This window comes from Vibrio gigantis (genome assembly GCF_024347515.1).
Lineage (GTDB): Bacteria > Pseudomonadota > Gammaproteobacteria > Enterobacterales > Vibrionaceae > Vibrio > Vibrio gigantis.
The window spans coordinates 320,515-342,568 of record NZ_AP025492.1 but is presented as its reverse complement, the minus strand read 5'-3'; the positions used below and the strand labels follow the sequence as shown (position 1 = coordinate 342,568).

At 47.7% G+C, this 22,054-nt stretch carries 3 protein-coding genes, 5 tRNA genes and 8 rRNA genes; 2 read left to right on the top strand and 14 right to left on the bottom strand.

The window, feature by feature from the left end; translation table 11 throughout:
- The first annotated feature begins 58 nt into the window (after window positions 1-58).
- Window positions 59-1,426, top strand: coding sequence for a lysine-sensitive aspartokinase 3 (lysC, locus tag OCV56_RS01620; protein ID WP_086713489.1), 1,368 nt, complete (start codon window positions 59-61; stop codon window positions 1,424-1,426).
- A gap of 99 nt (window positions 1,427-1,525) precedes the next feature.
- Here the strand turns inward: lysC and metH are convergent, their stop codons facing one another.
- Complete coding sequence (metH, locus tag OCV56_RS01615) at window positions 1,526-5,203, bottom strand: methionine synthase (RefSeq protein WP_086713490.1); 3,678 nt, start codon at window positions 5,201-5,203, stop codon at window positions 1,526-1,528.
- A 169-nt stretch (window positions 5,204-5,372) separates the two neighbouring features.
- Here metH and OCV56_RS01610 point away from each other — a divergent pair, with 169 nt between their 5' ends.
- The gene (locus OCV56_RS01610; protein WP_086713491.1) at window positions 5,373-6,653 is read left to right on the top strand and encodes a cation:proton antiporter; all 1,281 of its coding nucleotides are present in this window, start codon (window positions 5,373-5,375) and stop codon (window positions 6,651-6,653) included.
- A 721-nt stretch (window positions 6,654-7,374) separates the two neighbouring features.
- On the opposite strand, the gene OCV56_RS01605 is transcribed toward OCV56_RS01610, so the two are convergent.
- The 13 genes from OCV56_RS01605 to OCV56_RS01545 form a co-directional block, all read right to left on the bottom strand.
- A tRNA-Trp gene (locus tag OCV56_RS01605) sits at window positions 7,375-7,451 on the bottom strand.
- Between the two features lie 33 nt (window positions 7,452-7,484).
- Window positions 7,485-7,561: transfer RNA gene (locus OCV56_RS01600), tRNA-Asp, on the bottom strand.
- A gap of 43 nt (window positions 7,562-7,604) precedes the next feature.
- Window positions 7,605-7,720 (bottom strand): 5S ribosomal RNA (gene rrf / locus OCV56_RS01595).
- Window positions 7,721-7,815: 95 nt separating this feature from the next.
- Window positions 7,816-10,709, bottom strand: a 23S ribosomal RNA gene (locus OCV56_RS01590).
- A 296-nt stretch (window positions 10,710-11,005) separates the two neighbouring features.
- A tRNA-Ala gene (locus OCV56_RS01585) sits at window positions 11,006-11,081 on the bottom strand.
- Between the two features lie 14 nt (window positions 11,082-11,095).
- Window positions 11,096-11,172 (bottom strand) — tRNA-Ile (locus OCV56_RS01580).
- A 67-nt stretch (window positions 11,173-11,239) separates the two neighbouring features.
- Window positions 11,240-12,794 (bottom strand): 16S ribosomal RNA (locus tag OCV56_RS01575).
- Window positions 12,795-13,184: 390 nt separating this feature from the next.
- Window positions 13,185-13,300 (bottom strand): 5S ribosomal RNA (gene rrf / locus OCV56_RS01570).
- A gap of 95 nt (window positions 13,301-13,395) precedes the next feature.
- Window positions 13,396-16,289, bottom strand: a 23S ribosomal RNA gene (locus tag OCV56_RS01565).
- Between the two features lie 296 nt (window positions 16,290-16,585).
- Window positions 16,586-16,661: transfer RNA gene (locus OCV56_RS01560), tRNA-Glu, on the bottom strand.
- Between the two features lie 65 nt (window positions 16,662-16,726).
- A 16S ribosomal RNA gene (locus OCV56_RS01555) occupies window positions 16,727-18,281 on the bottom strand.
- A gap of 390 nt (window positions 18,282-18,671) precedes the next feature.
- A 5S ribosomal RNA gene (gene rrf / locus OCV56_RS01550) occupies window positions 18,672-18,787 on the bottom strand.
- A 96-nt stretch (window positions 18,788-18,883) separates the two neighbouring features.
- Window positions 18,884-21,777 (bottom strand): 23S ribosomal RNA (locus tag OCV56_RS01545).
- Together the 16S, 23S and 5S rRNA genes with 5 tRNA genes alongside form the textbook arrangement of a ribosomal RNA operon.
- Window positions 21,778-22,054: the final 277 nt, after the last annotated feature.

Below are 22,054 nucleotides of genomic sequence, written 5' to 3'. Positions count from 1 at the left end.
ATCGGACGTTGGATTACCCAACCGTAATTTTATTTTAGGAAGTCGTGGGAGATATATCGTGAGTGCATCTAATGTAGCTGGTTCTTTTAATGTCGCTAAGTTTGGTGGAACAAGTGTTGCCAACTTTGAAGCAATGAGCCGTTGTGCTGCCATTATTGAAAACAACTCAAATACGAAACTGGTCGTGAGTAGTGCATGCTCTGGCGTCACTAACTTGCTAGTTGAACTGGCGAATGGTGTTCAAGACAAAGCTCGTCGTCAGGAACTAATGGCGCAATTAACGGACATTCATAATGCAATTCTTGACCAACTCGCAGACCCAATCAGCATCGAGAAAGAAGTTCACTGTATTCTTGATGACATTGCAAGCGCTGCAGAGGCCGCATCATTCCAAACCAGTACCAAACTGACTGATCACCTCGTCGCATGTGGCGAGTTGATGTCGACACACATCTTGGCTCAAATCATTCGTGAACGAGGCACCCCTGCTGTTCGTTTCGATATCAGAGATGTAATGCGTACTAATGATGATTTTGGTAAAGCCGAACCTCAACTAGAAGATATTGCCGCTCTAGCACAAGAGAAACTTATTCCACTTTGCCGACAACAAGTAGTCGTTACCCAAGGCTTTATCGGTGCTGATAGCGAAGGCAACACCACGACTTTAGGCCGAGGTGGCAGTGATTATTCAGCAGCACTGATTGCCGAATCGGTACAGGCGATTGGTTTAGAGATCTGGACGGATGTTCCAGGTATCTACACTACTGACCCTCGTATTGCACCTAAAGCTTCCCCTATCCCTGAGATCAGCTTCAGTGAAGCATCGGAAATGGCAAATTTTGGTGCGAAGATCTTGCACCCATCAACTCTAGTACCTGCACTGCGCCACCAAATCCCGGTATTTGTCGGCTCCTCTAAAGCACCAGAATTAGGTGGCACTTGGATTCGCCAACAGGTAGAAAGCTCTCCACTGTTCAGAGCGCTTGCCCTACGATGTAACCAAACCATGGTTACACTCCGTAGCGCTAACATGTTCCATGCGTATGGTTTTTTGGCAAAAGTGTTCGAGATCCTTGCTAAACATAAGATCTCGGTCGATCTTATCACCACCTCAGAGATCAGTGTTTCACTTACTCTGGATCAAACGGACACATCAGGTGGTGCTCCTGAGCTACCTGAAGCCGCTCGTCTTGAGCTTGAAGAGCTGTGTTCTGTCGATATTGAGCACGATCTATGCCTTGTTGCCCTTATTGGTAACAACATGAGTGAAAGTAAAGGCTATGCGAAGCAGGTGTTCGGCACTCTTGAAGACTTCAACCTGCGCATGATTTGTTACGGGGCAAGTCCACACAACCTATGCTTCTTGTTGGATGAGTCTGTATCTAAACTGGCAATTCAAAAACTGCATCAAGAGCTATTTGAATAAGAGAGGCGGTTAACAGATTGGTTTGAATTAGCCAAATCACAGGAACAAAAAGGGTTGCTCTTGAGCAACCCTTTTCCTTTTTACGTTATGGAACAATCATTAGTTAATATTTGGCCCCAACCATCTCTCTGCCTCTAACATATCCCAGCCTTTACGGTCAGCATAGCTATCCACTTGATCCTGCTGAATCTGTGCAATCGCAAAGTATCGGGCATCAGGATGTGAGAAGTACATACCAGACACGGAAGCACCTGGCCACATTGCGTAGCTCGTCGTTAGCGACATGTCGATTGCTTTTTCAACGTCCATCAACTCCCACAACGTACCTTTCTCTGTATGCTCTGGACAAGCAGGGTAACCCGGAGCAGGACGAATGCCTTGGTACTTCTCTCGAATCAAATCGTCGTTAGACAAATCCTCATCGGGTGAGTAACCCCAAATGTCCTTTCTCACTTCTTTATGCAGATACTCCGCGAACGCTTCAGCCAATCGGTCAGCAACCGCCTGAATCATGATCGCATTGTAGTCATCACCTTTCGCTTTGTATTCATCAGCCAACTCTCGTTCACCGATACCACCCGTTACCGCAAAGCCACCAATCCAGTCCGCTTTACCACTGTCTTTTGGAGCGATGTAATCAGACAGGCAATAGTTAAAGCCTTTGGGTTTCTCTGTTTGTTGACGAAGATTGTGTAGAACCTTTAGAACTTCGGTACGAGATTCATCGGTATACACCTCAATATCATCACCAACACTGTTGGCAGGGAACATCGCACACATACCACGAGCTTCAAGTAGTTTCTCTTTCTCCACACGGTCTAACAGATCGTTCGCGTCTTTGAATAAACGTTTCGCTTCTTCGCCCACTTCTTCATGCTCAAGAATCGCAGGGTACTTACCAACTAAAGACCACGTCATGAAGAATGGCGTCCAATCGATATAATTACGTAACGTAGCCACATCGAAGTCATTGAATATGTGCACTCCCGGCTTAGCCGGTGCCGGTGGTGTATAAGCGTCCCAATCGATCGCCACTTTATTAGCACGAGCTTTTTCAAGTGTCACAGGCTTAGTACGAGGTTTCTTACGATTATGTTGATCACGAACGCGGTCATAATCGATATCTAACTTCTCGACGAAAGCAGGTTTCAATTCATCAGAGAGAAGTGAGGTACATACGCCCACAGCACGAGAGGCGTTATTTACATAAACCACTGGCTCAGAGTAGTTTTGCTCAATCTTCACCGCGGTATGCGCTTTAGAGGTGGTCGCGCCACCAATCAATAGAGGAAGCTTAAAGCCTTGTCTTTCCATCTCTTTGGCAACGTGTACCATTTCATCAAGAGATGGCGTTATCAAACCAGATAAGCCGATAATGTCGACGTTCTCTTCTTTAGCGACCTTAAGAATCTTTTCACAAGAAACCATTACGCCTAAGTCGATAATTTCGTAGTTGTTACACTGCAAAACCACGCCAACGATATTTTTGCCGATATCGTGAACATCGCCTTTAACGGTCGCTAACAGAATCTTACCGTTAGTCGCACCCACTTCTTTGGATGCATTGATGAACGGTTCTAAGTGCGCAACAGCCTGCTTCATTACACGCGCAGACTTAACTACCTGTGGTAAGAACATCTTACCTTCACCAAATAGGTCACCTACAACGTTCATGCCGTCCATTAGAGGACCTTCAATCACTTCAATAGGGCGAGAGGCATTAACACGAGCTTCTTCAGTGTCTTCAACTATAAAGTCTGTAATACCTTTAACTAAAGAGTGCTCTAAGCGCTTCTCTACAGGCCAAGTTCGCCATTCTAGAGCTGACTTGTCTTCAACTTTACCTACTGCTCGCTCTAGGTACTCAGTTGCCATATCAAGCAAACGTTCCGTCGAATCATCACGACGGTTTAGTACTACATCTTCAACAGCATCACGCAGGTCTTCAGGAACATTATCGTAAATCTCCAGCTGACCAGCATTTACAATGCCCATATCCATACCGTTTTTAAAACAGTGATATAGGAATACTGCGTGGATTGCCTCACGGACGTAGTTATTGCCACGGAATGAGAACGACACGTTCGATACGCCACCAGAGATCATCGCATGAGGGAGATCGCGTTTGATATCTCCCACTGCTTCAATGAAATCAACCGCATAGTTGTTATGTTCATCAATGCCAGTCGCAACCGCGAAGATATTCGGGTCAAAAATAATGTCTTCAGGAGGGAAGCCAACTTCATCAACAAGAATGTTGTAGGCATTGGTACAGATTTCAACTTTACGTTCACGTGTATCAGCCTGACCAACTTCATCAAAAGCCATCACAATAACGGCAGCACCATAGCGACGAACTAACTTGGCTTGCTCGACAAATTTCTCTTTACCTTCTTTTAGAGAGATAGAGTTGACGATACCTTTACCCTGAATACATTTCAGGCCAGCTTCGATAACTTCCCATTTTGAAGAGTCGACCATTACTGGTACTTTTGAAATTTCTGGTTCAGAGGCACATAAATTAAGGAATTTAACCATACACGCTTCAGCGTCTAGCATCCCTTCATCCATGTTGATATCGATAATCTGAGCGCCATTTTCGACTTGCTCACGAGCAACACTCAATGCTTCGTCGTAAAGCTCTTCTTTGATCAAACGCTTGAAACGCGCAGAACCGGTAACGTTAGTACGCTCACCCACGTTCACAAACAGAGACTCTTTAGCTATGGTCAGAGGTTCTAAACCAGATAAACGACACGATACTGGTAGGTCAGGTAATTGACGAGGAGTAACACCTTCAACCGCTTCTGCCATTTGGCGAATATGCTCTGGAGTAGTACCACAACAGCCACCAATCAAATTCAAGAAGCCACTTTCAGCCCACTCTTTAACATGCTCAGCCATGTCTTCAGGTGAAAGATCATACTCACCAAATGCGTTAGGTAAACCCGCATTTGGGTGAGCAGAAACATAGCTCTCAGAGATACGAGACATCTCACCGACATACTCACGTAACTCATCAGGCCCTAGTGCACAGTTCAATCCGAACGAGATAGGTTTAACATGACGAAGCGCATTATAGAAAGCCTCAGTTGTCTGCCCTGAAAGTGTACGACCTGATGCATCAGTAATGGTGCCTGAGATCATTACAGGCAGAGAGATTCCCACTTCTTCGAAAACAGATTCCACAGCAAAAGCACACGCTTTGGCATTTAGTGTGTCGAAGATAGTTTCAATAAGAATTAGGTCTGAACCGCCTTTAATAAGCGCACGAGTCGATTCAGAGTAAGCTTCGACCAACTCGTCAAAGCTAACATTACGGTAACCCGGATCATTAACATCTGGAGAGATAGAACAAGTACGGTTAGTCGGACCTAATACACCCGCCACAAAGCGAGGTTTTTCTGGGGTCTTTGCCGTCCACTCATCAGCCGCTTCACGGGCAAGCTTAGCGGCCGCAAAGTTAATTTCTTCACTAAGGCTTTCCATATCATAGTCGGCCATAGCGATGGTTGTAGCGTTAAAGGTATTGGTTTCGAGGATGTCAGCCCCAGCTTGCAAATATTGTGAATGGATATCTTTGATAAGCTGAGGTTGTGTCAGTACTAAAAGGTCATTGTTACCTTTTAGGTCACTATGCCAATCAGCAAAGCGTTCACCACGATAGTCTTGCTCTTCCAATTTATAGTCCTGAATCATGGTGCCCATGCCACCATCAATCAGTAAAATTCGTTGCTTCAACAGAGCGTCAATCTTTTGCCTTACATTACTTCCCACGGTACAACCTCATTCCTTTAATTATCCCTCCATCCTATCACACATTAAAAAGGAGTCTAGACGTCTAAAAAAGGAAATTGATTACCGACTAATGACAAAAAAGTGTTTGCTATTTGAGCATGAGACAACGAAAATTCATATTCATACTTTGTTACATATTGGAATCCCAATGTCGGTCTATTACACCTTATGCTTCTTGTCCGCTGCAGCTATGCTTATTGCTTTCGTGAATACGAAAATTGGTAAAATGCAGACAACCATCGCCATCACAGCAGGCTCAATGATGTTATCTCTATTGATTATCATTGCGGGACAAAACAATTGGTTCCAATTGGCGGACATCGCCTCAGAAACCGTTGCCAGTATCAACTTTGAAGATTTCCTACTTAAGGGAATACTGGGGTTTTTGCTCTTTGCCGGTGGTTTGGGAATTAAATTACCCAACCTAAAAGACCAGAAATGGGAAATAACAGTACTCGCGTTGGGGGCTACGCTGTTTTCAACCTTCTTTATTGGTTTTGTGCTCTACGGGTTCTGTCAGTTCATCGGTATTCAATTTGATCTAATTTACTGCCTACTATTCGGCTCTCTAATCTCTCCAACCGACCCGATTGCCGTTTTAGCAATAGTAAAGAAACTCGATGCTCCCAGACGAATCTCTACACAAATCGAGGGAGAGTCTTTATTTAACGATGGTTTTGGCTTAGTTATCTTCGTAACCTTATTTACTATCGCATTCGGTACAGAAGCACCAACTGTCGGTAGCGTGACCATGTTATTCGTCCAAGAGGCGATTGGCGGCATAGTCTATGGTTTTGTTTTAGGTCTAGTATTCCATTACCTAATCAGCAATACCGATGATCACTCGATGGAGTTACTATTAACCATCGGCATCCCAACAGCTGGTTATGCGTTTGCTGAAGTTCTGCATGTATCAGGACCATTAGCGATGGTAGTTTCAGGAATCATGATTGGTAACTGGACTCGCTTTATCGGATTCTCAAAAGAGAGTGAGGATCACCTAGACCATTTCTGGGAATTGATTGATGAGTTCTTAAATGGCGTACTATTCTTATTGATTGGTATGTCGATGCTGTTGTTCAAATTCCACCAAGAAGACTGGATCTTAATGGCATTCGCAATTCCTCTAGTATTAAGTGCACGCTACCTAAGTGTTTTCTTGTCTTATATCGGGTTTAAACGCTTTAGAGCTTACAACCCGTGGTCGATCAAGATTCTAACCTGGGGTGGGTTACGCGGTGGCTTAGCTCTAGCTATGGCACTTTCAATCCCTTCAGGTATCTGGGTGATTGAAGGCAAAGCAATAGATGTTAAAGAGATAATCCTTGTCATGACATACGCCGTTGTTGTGTTCTCTATTCTAGTTCAAGGCTCAACTATCACTCCAATGATAGAGAAAGCGAAACAAGCAGAGAAAGAGCTAGATTAACATACCAAAATATTAAACTGGGCTGCCTAATTTAGGCGGCCTTTTTTATGCCCGATGAAAGTCGGGGTGGCTTATTTCCTCACAGAGGCGGTAGATGCAGAACTACGGTGAAAGATAGAGCTTATCTCGATACTTGAAGTGGCATTATTAAAGTAGTCAAAGCTTTAGTATGGGCTGAACACTGGACTTTTCTAAAAAAAGCAAAGACAAATGATGCAGATAACGTATAAACAGCAAGATTAACCAGAGCTATTATTGGAAGCGACACTATCCCCAAAAACATTCTTCTATAGCACTAACCAACCAATCTACTAGGCCACTCTTCAACGATACGAGCATAAGCAGAGGGTTCATAGTTTTATCTGCAAGTTAAAATAACGAGGCTCAAGACCTATCTGTAATAGCTTTGGTCATTAGCAGAAACTACAGATCGGCTAAATATCCAATAGAAAGCTTTAGTTTTGAACTAAGTCTTTAAATACAGAACAGCTGCACTAAGCAGGTGCTCAAGAGGTTCGGTAGATAGAGGCAGTTAAAAAGGTGACCGAAGCATTTCTGCCGGGACGCACAGTCTAGAGCCTTAAAGGTGGCAGGGGTGGACTGAGCACTCCAGAGGCTCGACCGGGCTAGCACCCGCGGGAGCATCTAGTTATCCCAACATTACTTTTCAGAAGCAACAGACGTAAAAAAGCCCCAGCATTTCTGCTGAGGCTTTAGTATATGGCAGGGGTGGAGAGATTCGAACTCCCAACACGCGGATTTGGAATCCGCTGCTCTGCCAATTGGAGCTACACCCCTATTTCAGTTTAAAGAGCTGAAACTCTGAATAAGTGGCGGAGTGGACGGGACTCGAACCCGCGACCCCCGGCGTGACAGGCCGGTATTCTAACCAACTGAACTACCACTCCGCAGTGGAATACTTGTCGTCGCTGACAAGTGTTCAAATTTAAAGCCTGGCGATGTCCTACTCTCACATGGGGAAGCCCCACACTACCATCGGCGCTATTGTGTTTCACTTCTGAGTTCGGCATGGAATCAGGTGGGTCCACAATGCTATGGTCGCCAAGCAAATTTTAAAATTCGGAAAGCTGTTTCAGTTCTCTTCAAACTCATTCAAGCGTTTGGTATTTCTTTGAGTCCATCAAAACCCCTTGGGTGTTGTATGGTTAAGCCTCACGGGCAATTAGTACAGGTTAGCTCAATGCCTCGCAGCACTTACACACCCTGCCTATCAACGTCGTAGTCTACGACAACCCTTTAGGACGCTTAAAGCGTCAGGGAAAACTCATCTCAAGGCTCGCTTCCCGCTTAGATGCTTTCAGCGGTTATCGATTCCGAACTTAGCTACCGGGCAATGCCATTGGCATGACAACCCGAACACCAGAGGTTCGTCCACTCCGGTCCTCTCGTACTAGGAGCAGCCCCTTTCAATTTTCCAACGCCCACGGCAGATAGGGACCGAACTGTCTCACGACGTTCTAAACCCAGCTCGCGTACCACTTTAAATGGCGAACAGCCATACCCTTGGGACCGACTTCAGCCCCAGGATGTGATGAGCCGACATCGAGGTGCCAAACACCGCCGTCGATATGAACTCTTGGGCGGTATCAGCCTGTTATCCCCGGAGTACCTTTTATCCGTTGAGCGATGGCCCTTCCATTCAGAACCACCGGATCACTATGACCTGCTTTCGCACCTGCTCGAATTGTCATTCTCGCAGTCAAGCGGGCTTATGCCATTGCACTAACCACACGATGTCCAACCGTGTTTAGCCCACCTTCGTGCTCCTCCGTTACTCTTTGGGAGGAGACCGCCCCAGTCAAACTACCCACCAGGCACTGTCCGTAATCCCGATTCAGGGACCAACGTTAGAACATCAAAACTACAAGGGTGGTATTTCAAGGACGACTCCACCACATCTAGCGACGCGGTTTCAAAGTCTCCCACCTATCCTACACATGTAGGTTCAATGTTCAGTGCCAAGCTGTAGTAAAGGTTCACGGGGTCTTTCCGTCTAGCCGCGGGTACACTGCATCTTCACAGCGATTTCAATTTCACTGAGTCTCGGGTGGAGACAGCGTGGCCATCATTACGCCATTCGTGCAGGTCGGAACTTACCCGACAAGGAATTTCGCTACCTTAGGACCGTTATAGTTACGGCCGCCGTTTACCGGGGCTTCGATCAAGAGCTTCGACCGAAGTCTAACCCCATCAATTAACCTTCCGGCACCGGGCAGGCGTCACACCGTATACGTCATCTTACGATTTTGCACAGTGCTGTGTTTTTAATAAACAGTTGCAGCCACCTGGTATCTGCGACTCTCGTCTGCTCCATCCGCAAGGGACTTCACTGATAAGAGCGTACCTTCTCCCGAAGTTACGGTACCATTTTGCCTAGTTCCTTCACCCGAGTTCTCTCAAGCGCCTTGGTATTCTCTACCCGACCACCTGTGTCGGTTTGGGGTACGATTCCTTACAATCTGAAGCTTAGAGGCTTTTCCTGGAAGCATGGCATCAATGACTTCACTACCGTAGTAGCTCGACATCGTATCTCAGCGTTAGTAGCGGTCCGGATTTACCTAAACCACCCGCCTACGTACTTGAACCTGGACAACCGTCGCCAGGCCCACCTAGCCTTCTCCGTCCCCCCATCGCAATTGTAAGAAGTACGGGAATATTAACCCGTTTCCCATCGACTACGCCTTTCGGCCTCGCCTTAGGAGTCGACTTACCCTGCCCCGATTAACGTTGGACAGGAACCCTTGGTCTTCCGGCGAGGGAGTTTTTCACTCCCTTTATCGTTACTCATGTCAGCATTCGCACTTCTGATACCTCCAGCAGCCCTTACAGACCACCTTCAACGGCTTACAGAACGCTCCCCTACCCCACATACCCTAAGGTACGTAGCCGCAGCTTCGGTGTATAGCTTAGCCCCGTTACATCTTCCGCGCAGGCCGACTCGACCAGTGAGCTATTACGCTTTCTTTAAATGATGGCTGCTTCTAAGCCAACATCCTGGCTGTCTGAGCCTTCCCACATCGTTTCCCACTTAGCTATACTTTGGGACCTTAGCTGGCGGTCTGGGTTGTTTCCCTCTCCACGACGGACGTTAGCACCCGCCGTGTGTCTCCCGGATAGTACTTACTGGTATTCGGAGTTTGCAAAGGGTTGGTAAGTCGGGATGACCCCCTAGCCTTAACAGTGCTCTACCCCCAGTAGTATTCGTCCGAGGCGCTACCTAAATAGCTTTCGGGGAGAACCAGCTATCTCCAGGTTTGATTGGCCTTTCACCCCTAGCCACAAGTCATCCGCTAATTTTTCAACATTAGTCGGTTCGGTCCTCCAGTTGATGTTACTCAACCTTCAACCTGCCCATGGCTAGATCACCTGGTTTCGGGTCTAATCCTAGCAACTGTACGCCCAGTTAAGACTCGGTTTCCCTACGGCTCCCCTAAACGGTTAACCTTGCTACTAAAATTAAGTCGCTGACCCATTATACAAAAGGTACGCAGTCACACCACGAAGGTGCTCCTACTGCTTGTACGTACACGGTTTCAGGTTCTATTTCACTCCCCTCACAGGGGTTCTTTTCGCCTTTCCCTCACGGTACTGGTTCACTATCGGTCAGTCAGTAGTATTTAGCCTTGGAGGATGGTCCCCCCATATTCAGACAGGATATCACGTGTCCCGCCCTACTCGTTTTCACTGATTATGATGTGTCGGTTACGGGGCTATCACCCTTTATTGCGAGACTTTCCAGACTCTTCACCTGCATCATTAAAAGCTTAAGGGCTAATCCAATTTCGCTCGCCGCTACTTTCGGAATCTCGGTTGATTTCTCTTCCTCGGGGTACTTAGATGTTTCAGTTCCCCCGGTTTGCCTCCTGTTGCTATGTATTCACAACAGGATACTTACTTATGTAAGTGGGTTTCCCCATTCAGGAATCCCAGACTCAAAAGGTTATTACTACCTAATCTGGGCTTATCGCAAGTTATTACGCCTTTCATCGCCTCTGACTGCCAAGGCATCCACCGTGTACGCTTAGTCACTTAACCATACAACCCGAAAGGGTCTTAATGTATGGCAACTAACCAAGGTTTTTGGTTGTCATCAAGAAGGGTTAATTCTTGATAACTGTTTGCCGGACTCAATTGTGAATCAATGTAAACATTGATTCGAATACAAGACACTTGAATGTGTTTGTTGTGTTTATCAAAAGATAAACATTGAGAACTTTTAAATTTGATTGAATTACTCGTAAGTAATCAATCAGTCAGCTTTCCAAATTGTTAAAGAGCTTGATTTCTTTCGAAACCATTTTTAAAGATTCTTAGGGAAAAACCCTTAAAGATGGTGGAGCTATGCGGGATCGAACCGCAGACCTCCTGCGTGCAAGGCAGGCGCTCTCCCAGCTGAGCTATAGCCCCATCTAGGTCGATATTGGTGGGTCTGAGTGGACTTGAACCACCGACCTCCCGCTTATCAGGCGAGCGCTCTAACCAGCTGAGCTACAGACCCAATATCGTCTCTTAACTTTTCTAAACCTAATCAATCTGTGTGGACACTCATCGTAAATATCTTCGTATAAGGAGGTGATCCAGCCCCAGGTTCCCCTAGGGCTACCTTGTTACGACTTCACCCCAGTCATGAACCACAAAGTGGTGAGCGTCCTCCCCGAAAGGTTAAACTACCCACTTCTTTTGCAGCCCACTCCCATGGTGTGACGGGCGGTGTGTACAAGGCCCGGGAACGTATTCACCGTGACATTCTGATTCACGATTACTAGCGATTCCGACTTCATGGAGTCGAGTTGCAGACTCCAATCCGGACTACGACGCACTTTTTGGGATTCGCTCACTATCGCTAGCTTGCTGCCCTCTGTATGCGCCATTGTAGCACGTGTGTAGCCCTACTCGTAAGGGCCATGATGACTTGACGTCGTCCCCACCTTCCTCCGGTTTATCACCGGCAGTCTCCCTGGAGTTCCCGACATTACTCGCTGGCAAACAAGGATAAGGGTTGCGCTCGTTGCGGGACTTAACCCAACATTTCACAACACGAGCTGACGACAGCCATGCAGCACCTGTCTCAGAGCTCCCGAAGGCACACCTGCGTCTCCGCTGGCTTCTCTGGATGTCAAGAGTAGGTAAGGTTCTTCGCGTTGCATCGAATTAAACCACATGCTCCACCGCTTGTGCGGGCCCCCGTCAATTCATTTGAGTTTTAATCTTGCGACCGTACTCCCCAGGCGGTCTACTTAACGCGTTAGCTCCGAAAGCCACGGCTCAAGGCCACAACCTCCAAGTAGACATCGTTTACGGCGTGGACTACCAGGGTATCTAATCCTGTTTGCTCCCCACGCTTTCGCATCTGAGTGTCAGTATCTGTCCAGGGGGCCGCCTTCGCCACTGGTATTCCTTCAGATCTCTACGCATTTCACCGCTACACCTGAAATTCTACCCCCCTCTACAGTACTCTAGTTCACCAGTTTCAAATGCAGTTCCGAGGTTGAGCCCCGGGCTTTCACATCTGACTTAATGAACCACCTGCATGCGCTTTACGCCCAGTAATTCCGATTAACGCTCGCACCCTCCGTATTACCGCGGCTGCTGGCACGGAGTTAGCCGGTGCTTCTTCTGTTGCTAACGTCAAGAGATAGCGCTATTAACGCTACCCCCTTCCTCACAACTGAAAGTACTTTACAACCCGAAGGCCTTCTTCATACACGCGGCATGGCTGCATCAGGCTTTCGCCCATTGTGCAATATTCCCCACTGCTGCCTCCCGTAGGAGTCTGGACCGTGTCTCAGTTCCAGTGTGGCTGATCATCCTCTCAGACCAGCTAGGGATCGTCGCCTTGGTGAGCCATTACCTCACCAACTAGCTAATCCCACCTAGGCATATCTTGACGCGAGAGGCCCGAAGGTCCCCCTCTTTGGCCCGTAGGCATTATGCGGTATTAGCCATCGTTTCCAATGGTTATCCCCCACATCAAGGCAATTTCCTAGGCATTACTCACCCGTCCGCCGCTCGACGCCCATTAACGCACCCGAAGGATTGTTAGTGTCGTTTCCGCTCGACTTGCATGTGTTAGGCCTGCCGCCAGCGTTCAATCTGAGCCATGATCAAACTCTTCAATTTAAGATTTTGTGACTCAACGAATACTGACTTCAAAACTACTGTGTAATTTTAAAGTTATTATCATTCCAACAGAATGATAATGAATTGACTGTGCCAAATAACCCCTCTCTATAAAGAAAGTAATTATTCGTATTGGTCACTCAGTTCATTGAAATCAATTTTGATTCCGAAGAATCTGTTTTATCTAACGATAAAACGTTTTGATATTCATCAACGAGTGCCCACACAGATTGATAGGTTTAAATTGTTAAAGAGCTTTGCTTTCAGTGCCTTAGCACTTAAGCAGGACGCGTATAATACGCTTTCTACTTTGAAAGTCAACATAAAATACTAAGAAAACTTAGAACTCTATGGTGACTTGTCTAGAAACTAGACAAAGTCGAAATTAAAGCCTGGCGATGTCCTACTCTCACATGGGGAAGCCCCACACTACCATCGGCGCTATTGTGTTTCACTTCTGAGTTCGGCATGGAATCAGGTGGGTCCACAATGCTATGGTCGCCAAGCAAATTTTAAAATTCGGAAAGCTGTTTCAGTTCTCTTCAAACTCATTCAAGCGTTTGGTATTTCTTTGAGTCCATCAAAACCCCTTGGGTGTTGTATGGTTAAGCCTCACGGGCAATTAGTACAGGTTAGCTCAATGCCTCGCAGCACTTACACACCCTGCCTATCAACGTCGTAGTCTACGACAACCCTTTAGGACGCTTAAAGCGTCAGGGAAAACTCATCTCAAGGCTCGCTTCCCGCTTAGATGCTTTCAGCGGTTATCGATTCCGAACTTAGCTACCGGGCAATGCCATTGGCATGACAACCCGAACACCAGAGGTTCGTCCACTCCGGTCCTCTCGTACTAGGAGCAGCCCCTTTCAATTTTCCAACGCCCACGGCAGATAGGGACCGAACTGTCTCACGACGTTCTAAACCCAGCTCGCGTACCACTTTAAATGGCGAACAGCCATACCCTTGGGACCGACTTCAGCCCCAGGATGTGATGAGCCGACATCGAGGTGCCAAACACCGCCGTCGATATGAACTCTTGGGCGGTATCAGCCTGTTATCCCCGGAGTACCTTTTATCCGTTGAGCGATGGCCCTTCCATTCAGAACCACCGGATCACTATGACCTGCTTTCGCACCTGCTCGAATTGTCATTCTCGCAGTCAAGCGGGCTTATGCCATTGCACTAACCACACGATGTCCAACCGTGTTTAGCCCACCTTCGTGCTCCTCCGTTACTCTTTGGGAGGAGACCGCCCCAGTCAAACTACCCACCAGGCACTGTCCGTAATCCCGATTCAGGGACCAACGTTAGAACATCAAAACTACAAGGGTGGTATTTCAAGGACGACTCCACCACATCTAGCGACGCGGTTTCAAAGTCTCCCACCTATCCTACACATGTAGGTTCAATGTTCAGTGCCAAGCTGTAGTAAAGGTTCACGGGGTCTTTCCGTCTAGCCGCGGGTACACTGCATCTTCACAGCGATTTCAATTTCACTGAGTCTCGGGTGGAGACAGCGTGGCCATCATTACGCCATTCGTGCAGGTCGGAACTTACCCGACAAGGAATTTCGCTACCTTAGGACCGTTATAGTTACGGCCGCCGTTTACCGGGGCTTCGATCAAGAGCTTCGACCGAAGTCTAACCCCATCAATTAACCTTCCGGCACCGGGCAGGCGTCACACCGTATACGTCATCTTACGATTTTGCACAGTGCTGTGTTTTTAATAAACAGTTGCAGCCACCTGGTATCTGCGACTCTCGTCTGCTCCATCCGCAAGGGACTTCACTGATAAGAGCGTACCTTCTCCCGAAGTTACGGTACCATTTTGCCTAGTTCCTTCACCCGAGTTCTCTCAAGCGCCTTGGTATTCTCTACCCGACCACCTGTGTCGGTTTGGGGTACGATTCCTTACAATCTGAAGCTTAGAGGCTTTTCCTGGAAGCATGGCATCAATGACTTCACTACCGTAGTAGCTCGACATCGTATCTCAGCGTTAGTAGCGGTCCGGATTTACCTAAACCACCCGCCTACGTACTTGAACCTGGACAACCGTCGCCAGGCCCACCTAGCCTTCTCCGTCCCCCCATCGCAATTGTAAGAAGTACGGGAATATTAACCCGTTTCCCATCGACTACGCCTTTCGGCCTCGCCTTAGGAGTCGACTTACCCTGCCCCGATTAACGTTGGACAGGAACCCTTGGTCTTCCGGCGAGGGAGTTTTTCACTCCCTTTATCGTTACTCATGTCAGCATTCGCACTTCTGATACCTCCAGCAGCCCTTACAGACCACCTTCAACGGCTTACAGAACGCTCCCCTACCCCACATACCCTAAGGTACGTAGCCGCAGCTTCGGTGTATAGCTTAGCCCCGTTACATCTTCCGCGCAGGCCGACTCGACCAGTGAGCTATTACGCTTTCTTTAAATGATGGCTGCTTCTAAGCCAACATCCTGGCTGTCTGAGCCTTCCCACATCGTTTCCCACTTAGCTATACTTTGGGACCTTAGCTGGCGGTCTGGGTTGTTTCCCTCTCCACGACGGACGTTAGCACCCGCCGTGTGTCTCCCGGATAGTACTTACTGGTATTCGGAGTTTGCAAAGGGTTGGTAAGTCGGGATGACCCCCTAGCCTTAACAGTGCTCTACCCCCAGTAGTATTCGTCCGAGGCGCTACCTAAATAGCTTTCGGGGAGAACCAGCTATCTCCAGGTTTGATTGGCCTTTCACCCCTAGCCACAAGTCATCCGCTAATTTTTCAACATTAGTCGGTTCGGTCCTCCAGTTGATGTTACTCAACCTTCAACCTGCCCATGGCTAGATCACCTGGTTTCGGGTCTAATCCTAGCAACTGTACGCCCAGTTAAGACTCGGTTTCCCTACGGCTCCCCTAAACGGTTAACCTTGCTACTAAAATTAAGTCGCTGACCCATTATACAAAAGGTACGCAGTCACACCACGAAGGTGCTCCTACTGCTTGTACGTACACGGTTTCAGGTTCTATTTCACTCCCCTCACAGGGGTTCTTTTCGCCTTTCCCTCACGGTACTGGTTCACTATCGGTCAGTCAGTAGTATTTAGCCTTGGAGGATGGTCCCCCCATATTCAGACAGGATATCACGTGTCCCGCCCTACTCGTTTTCACTGATTATGATGTGTCGGTTACGGGGCTATCACCCTTTATTGCGAGACTTTCCAGACTCTTCACCTGCATCATTAAAAGCTTAAGGGCTAATCCAATTTCGCTCGCCGCTACTTTCGGAATCTCGGTTGATTTCTCTTCCTCGGGGTACTTAGATGTTTCAGTTCCCCCGGTTTGCCTCCTGTTGCTATGTATTCACAACAGGATACTTACTTATGTAAGTGGGTTTCCCCATTCAGGAATCCCAGACTCAAAAGGTTATTACTACCTAATCTGGGCTTATCGCAAGTTATTACGCCTTTCATCGCCTCTGACTGCCAAGGCATCCACCGTGTACGCTTAGTCACTTAACCATACAACCCGAAAGGGTCTTAATGTATGGCAACTAACCAAGGTTTTTGGTTGTCATCAAGAAGGGTTAATTCTTGATAACTGTTTGCCGGACTCAATTGTGAATCAATGTAAACATTGATTCGAATACAAGACACTTGAATGTGTTTGTTGTGTTTATCAAAAGATAAACATTGAGAACTTTTAAATTTGATTGAATTACTCGTAAGTAATCAATCAGTCAGCTTTCCAAATTGTTAAAGAGCTTGATTCATAAATGAACCATTTTTAAAGACTCTCGAAAGAGAATACTTAAAGATGGTATCCCGTAGGGGAGTCGAACCCCTGTTACCGCCGTGAAAGGGCGGTGTCCTAGGCCTCTAGACGAACGGGACATAGGTTACTCTTAACTGTTTAAACATATCAATCTGTGTGGGTACTCATCGTGGATATCTTCGTATAAGGAGGTGATCCAGCCCCAGGTTCCCCTAGGGCTACCTTGTTACGACTTCACCCCAGTCATGAACCACAAAGTGGTGAGCGTCCTCCCCGAAAGGTTAAACTACCCACTTCTTTTGCAGCCCACTCCCATGGTGTGACGGGCGGTGTGTACAAGGCCCGGGAACGTATTCACCGTGACATTCTGATTCACGATTACTAGCGATTCCGACTTCATGGAGTCGAGTTGCAGACTCCAATCCGGACTACGACGCACTTTTTGGGATTCGCTCACTATCGCTAGCTTGCTGCCCTCTGTATGCGCCATTGTAGCACGTGTGTAGCCCTACTCGTAAGGGCCATGATGACTTGACGTCGTCCCCACCTTCCTCCGGTTTATCACCGGCAGTCTCCCTGGAGTTCCCGACATTACTCGCTGGCAAACAAGGATAAGGGTTGCGCTCGTTGCGGGACTTAACCCAACATTTCACAACACGAGCTGACGACAGCCATGCAGCACCTGTCTCAGAGCTCCCGAAGGCACACCTGCGTCTCCGCTGGCTTCTCTGGATGTCAAGAGTAGGTAAGGTTCTTCGCGTTGCATCGAATTAAACCACATGCTCCACCGCTTGTGCGGGCCCCCGTCAATTCATTTGAGTTTTAATCTTGCGACCGTACTCCCCAGGCGGTCTACTTAACGCGTTAGCTCCGAAAGCCACGGCTCAAGGCCACAACCTCCAAGTAGACATCGTTTACGGCGTGGACTACCAGGGTATCTAATCCTGTTTGCTCCCCACGCTTTCGCATCTGAGTGTCAGTATCTGTCCAGGGGGCCGCCTTCGCCACTGGTATTCCTTCAGATCTCTACGCATTTCACCGCTACACCTGAAATTCTACCCCCCTCTACAGTACTCTAGTTCACCAGTTTCAAATGCAGTTCCGAGGTTGAGCCCCGGGCTTTCACATCTGACTTAATGAACCACCTGCATGCGCTTTACGCCCAGTAATTCCGATTAACGCTCGCACCCTCCGTATTACCGCGGCTGCTGGCACGGAGTTAGCCGGTGCTTCTTCTGTTGCTAACGTCAAGAGATAGCGCTATTAACGCTACCCCCTTCCTCACAACTGAAAGTACTTTACAACCCGAAGGCCTTCTTCATACACGCGGCATGGCTGCATCAGGCTTTCGCCCATTGTGCAATATTCCCCACTGCTGCCTCCCGTAGGAGTCTGGACCGTGTCTCAGTTCCAGTGTGGCTGATCATCCTCTCAGACCAGCTAGGGATCGTCGCCTTGGTGAGCCATTACCTCACCAACTAGCTAATCCCACCTAGGCATATCTTGACGCGAGAGGCCCGAAGGTCCCCCTCTTTGGCCCGTAGGCATTATGCGGTATTAGCCATCGTTTCCAATGGTTATCCCCCACATCAAGGCAATTTCCTAGGCATTACTCACCCGTCCGCCGCTCGACGCCCATTAACGCACCCGAAGGATTGTTAGTGTCGTTTCCGCTCGACTTGCATGTGTTAGGCCTGCCGCCAGCGTTCAATCTGAGCCATGATCAAACTCTTCAATTTAAGATTTTGTGACTCAACGAATACTGACTTCAAAACTACTGTGTAATTTTAAAGTTATTATCATTCCAACAGAATGATAATGAATTGACTGTGCCAAATAACCCCTCTCTATAAAGAAAGTAATTATTCGTATTGGTCACTCAGTTCATTGAAATCAATTTTGATTCCGAAGAATCTGTTTTATCTAACGATAAAACGTTTTGATATTCATCAACGAGTGCCCACACAGATTGATAGGTTTAAATTGTTAAAGAGCTTTGCTTTCAGTGCCTTAGCACTTAAGCAGGACGCGTATAATACGCTTTCTACTTTGAAAGTCAACATAAAATACTAAGAAAACTTAGAACCCTATGGTGACTTGTCTAGAAACTAGACAAAGTCGAAATTAAAGCCTGGCGATGTCCTACTCTCACATGGGGAAGCCCCACACTACCATCGGCGCTATTGTGTTTCACTTCTGAGTTCGGCATGGAATCAGGTGGGTCCACAATGCTATGGTCGCCAAGCAAATTTTAAAATTCGGAAAGCTGTTTTTCGTTCTCTTCAAACTCATTCAAGCGTTTGGTATTTCTTTGAGTCCATCAAAACCCCTTGGGTGTTGTATGGTTAAGCCTCACGGGCAATTAGTACAGGTTAGCTCAATGCCTCGCAGCACTTACACACCCTGCCTATCAACGTCGTAGTCTACGACAACCCTTTAGGACACTTAAAGTGTCAGGGAAAACTCATCTCAAGGCTCGCTTCCCGCTTAGATGCTTTCAGCGGTTATCGATTCCGAACTTAGCTACCGGGCAATGCCATTGGCATGACAACCCGAACACCAGAGGTTCGTCCACTCCGGTCCTCTCGTACTAGGAGCAGCCCCTTTCAATTTTCCAACGCCCACGGCAGATAGGGACCGAACTGTCTCACGACGTTCTAAACCCAGCTCGCGTACCACTTTAAATGGCGAACAGCCATACCCTTGGGACCGACTTCAGCCCCAGGATGTGATGAGCCGACATCGAGGTGCCAAACACCGCCGTCGATATGAACTCTTGGGCGGTATCAGCCTGTTATCCCCGGAGTACCTTTTATCCGTTGAGCGATGGCCCTTCCATTCAGAACCACCGGATCACTATGACCTGCTTTCGCACCTGCTCGAATTGTCATTCTCGCAGTCAAGCGGGCTTATGCCATTGCACTAACCACACGATGTCCAACCGTGTTTAGCCCACCTTCGTGCTCCTCCGTTACTCTTTGGGAGGAGACCGCCCCAGTCAAACTACCCACCAGGCACTGTCCGTAATCCCGATTCAGGGACCAACGTTAGAACATCAAAACTACAAGGGTGGTATTTCAAGGACGACTCCACCACATCTAGCGACGCGGTTTCAAAGTCTCCCACCTATCCTACACATGTAGGTTCAATGTTCAGTGCCAAGCTGTAGTAAAGGTTCACGGGGTCTTTCCGTCTAGCCGCGGGTACACTGCATCTTCACAGCGATTTCAATTTCACTGAGTCTCGGGTGGAGACAGCGTGGCCATCATTACGCCATTCGTGCAGGTCGGAACTTACCCGACAAGGAATTTCGCTACCTTAGGACCGTTATAGTTACGGCCGCCGTTTACCGGGGCTTCGATCAAGAGCTTCGACCGAAGTCTAACCCCATCAATTAACCTTCCGGCACCGGGCAGGCGTCACACCGTATACGTCATCTTACGATTTTGCACAGTGCTGTGTTTTTAATAAACAGTTGCAGCCACCTGGTATCTGCGACTCTCGTCTGCTCCATCCGCAAGGGACTTCACTGATAAGAGCGTACCTTCTCCCGAAGTTACGGTACCATTTTGCCTAGTTCCTTCACCCGAGTTCTCTCAAGCGCCTTGGTATTCTCTACCCGACCACCTGTGTCGGTTTGGGGTACGATTCCTTACAATCTGAAGCTTAGAGGCTTTTCCTGGAAGCATGGCATCAATGACTTCACTACCGTAGTAGCTCGACATCGTATCTCAGCGTTAATGAAAGTCCGGATTTACCTAAACTTTCCGCCTACGTACTTGAACCTGGACAACCGTCGCCAGGCCCACCTAGCCTTCTCCGTCCCCCCATCGCAATTGTAAGAAGTACGGGAATATTAACCCGTTTCCCATCGACTACGCCTTTCGGCCTCGCCTTAGGAGTCGACTTACCCTGCCCCGATTAACGTTGGACAGGAACCCTTGGTCTTCCGGCGAGGGAGTTTTTCACTCCCTTTATCGTTACTCATGTCAGCATTCGCACTTCTGATACCTCCAGCAGCCCTTACAGACCACCTTCAACGGCTTACAGAACGCTCCCCTACCCCACATACCCTAAGGTACGTAGCCGCAGCTTCGGTGTATAGCTTAGCCCCGTTACATCTTCCGCGCAGGCCGACTCGACCAGTGAGCTATTACGCTTTCTTTAAATGATGGCTGCTTCTAAGCCAACATCCTGGCTGTCTGAGCCTTCCCACATCGTTTCCCACTTAGCTATACTTTGGGACCTTAGCTGGCGGTCTGGGTTGTTTCCCTCTCCACGACGGACGTTAGCACCCGCCGTGTGTCTCCCGGATAGTACTTACTGGTATTCGGAGTTTGCAAAGGGTTGGTAAGTCGGGATGACCCCCTAGCCTTAACAGTGCTCTACCCCCAGTAGTATTCGTCCGAGGCGCTACCTAAATAGCTTTCGGGGAGAACCAGCTATCTCCAGGTTTGATTGGCCTTTCACCCCTAGCCACAAGTCATCCGCTAATTTTTCAACATTAGTCGGTTCGGTCCTCCAGTTGATGTTACTCAACCTTCAACCTGCCCATGGCTAGATCACCTGGTTTCGGGTCTAATCCTAGCAACTGTACGCCCAGTTAAGACTCGGTTTCCCTACGGCTCCCCTAAACGGTTAACCTTGCTACTAAAATTAAGTCGCTGACCCATTATACAAAAGGTACGCAGTCACACCACGAAGGTGCTCCTACTGCTTGTACGTACACGGTTTCAGGTTCTATTTCACTCCCCTCACAGGGGTTCTTTTCGCCTTTCCCTCACGGTACTGGTTCACTATCGGTCAGTCAGTAGTATTTAGCCTTGGAGGATGGTCCCCCCATATTCAGACAGGATATCACGTGTCCCGCCCTACTCGTTTTCACTGATTATGATGTGTCGGTTACGGGGCTATCACCCTTTATTGCGAGACTTTCCAGACTCTTCACCTGCATCATTAAAAGCTTAAGGGCTAATCCAATTTCGCTCGCCGCTACTTTCGGAATCTCGGTTGATTTCTCTTCCTCGGGGTACTTAGATGTTTCAGTTCCCCCGGTTTGCCTCCTGTTGCTATGTATTCACAACAGGATACTTACTTATGTAAGTGGGTTTCCCCATTCAGGAATCCCAGACTCAAAAGGTTATTACTACCTAATCTGGGCTTATCGCAAGTTATTACGCCTTTCATCGCCTCTGACTGCCAAGGCATCCACCGTGTACGCTTAGTCACTTAACCATACAACCCGAAAGGGTCTTAGTGTATGGCAACTAACCAAGGTTTTTGGTTGTCATCAAGAAGGGTTAATTCTTGATAACTGTTTGCCGGACTCAATTGTGAATCAATGTAAACATTGATTCGAATACAAGACACTTGAATGTGTTTGTTGTGTTTATCATAAAGATAAACATTGAGAACTTTTAAATTTGATTGAATTACTCGTAAGTAATCAATCAGTCAGCTTTCCAAATTGTTAAAGAGCATAAAGCAAAAAGCTTTAATCAATAACTTACGT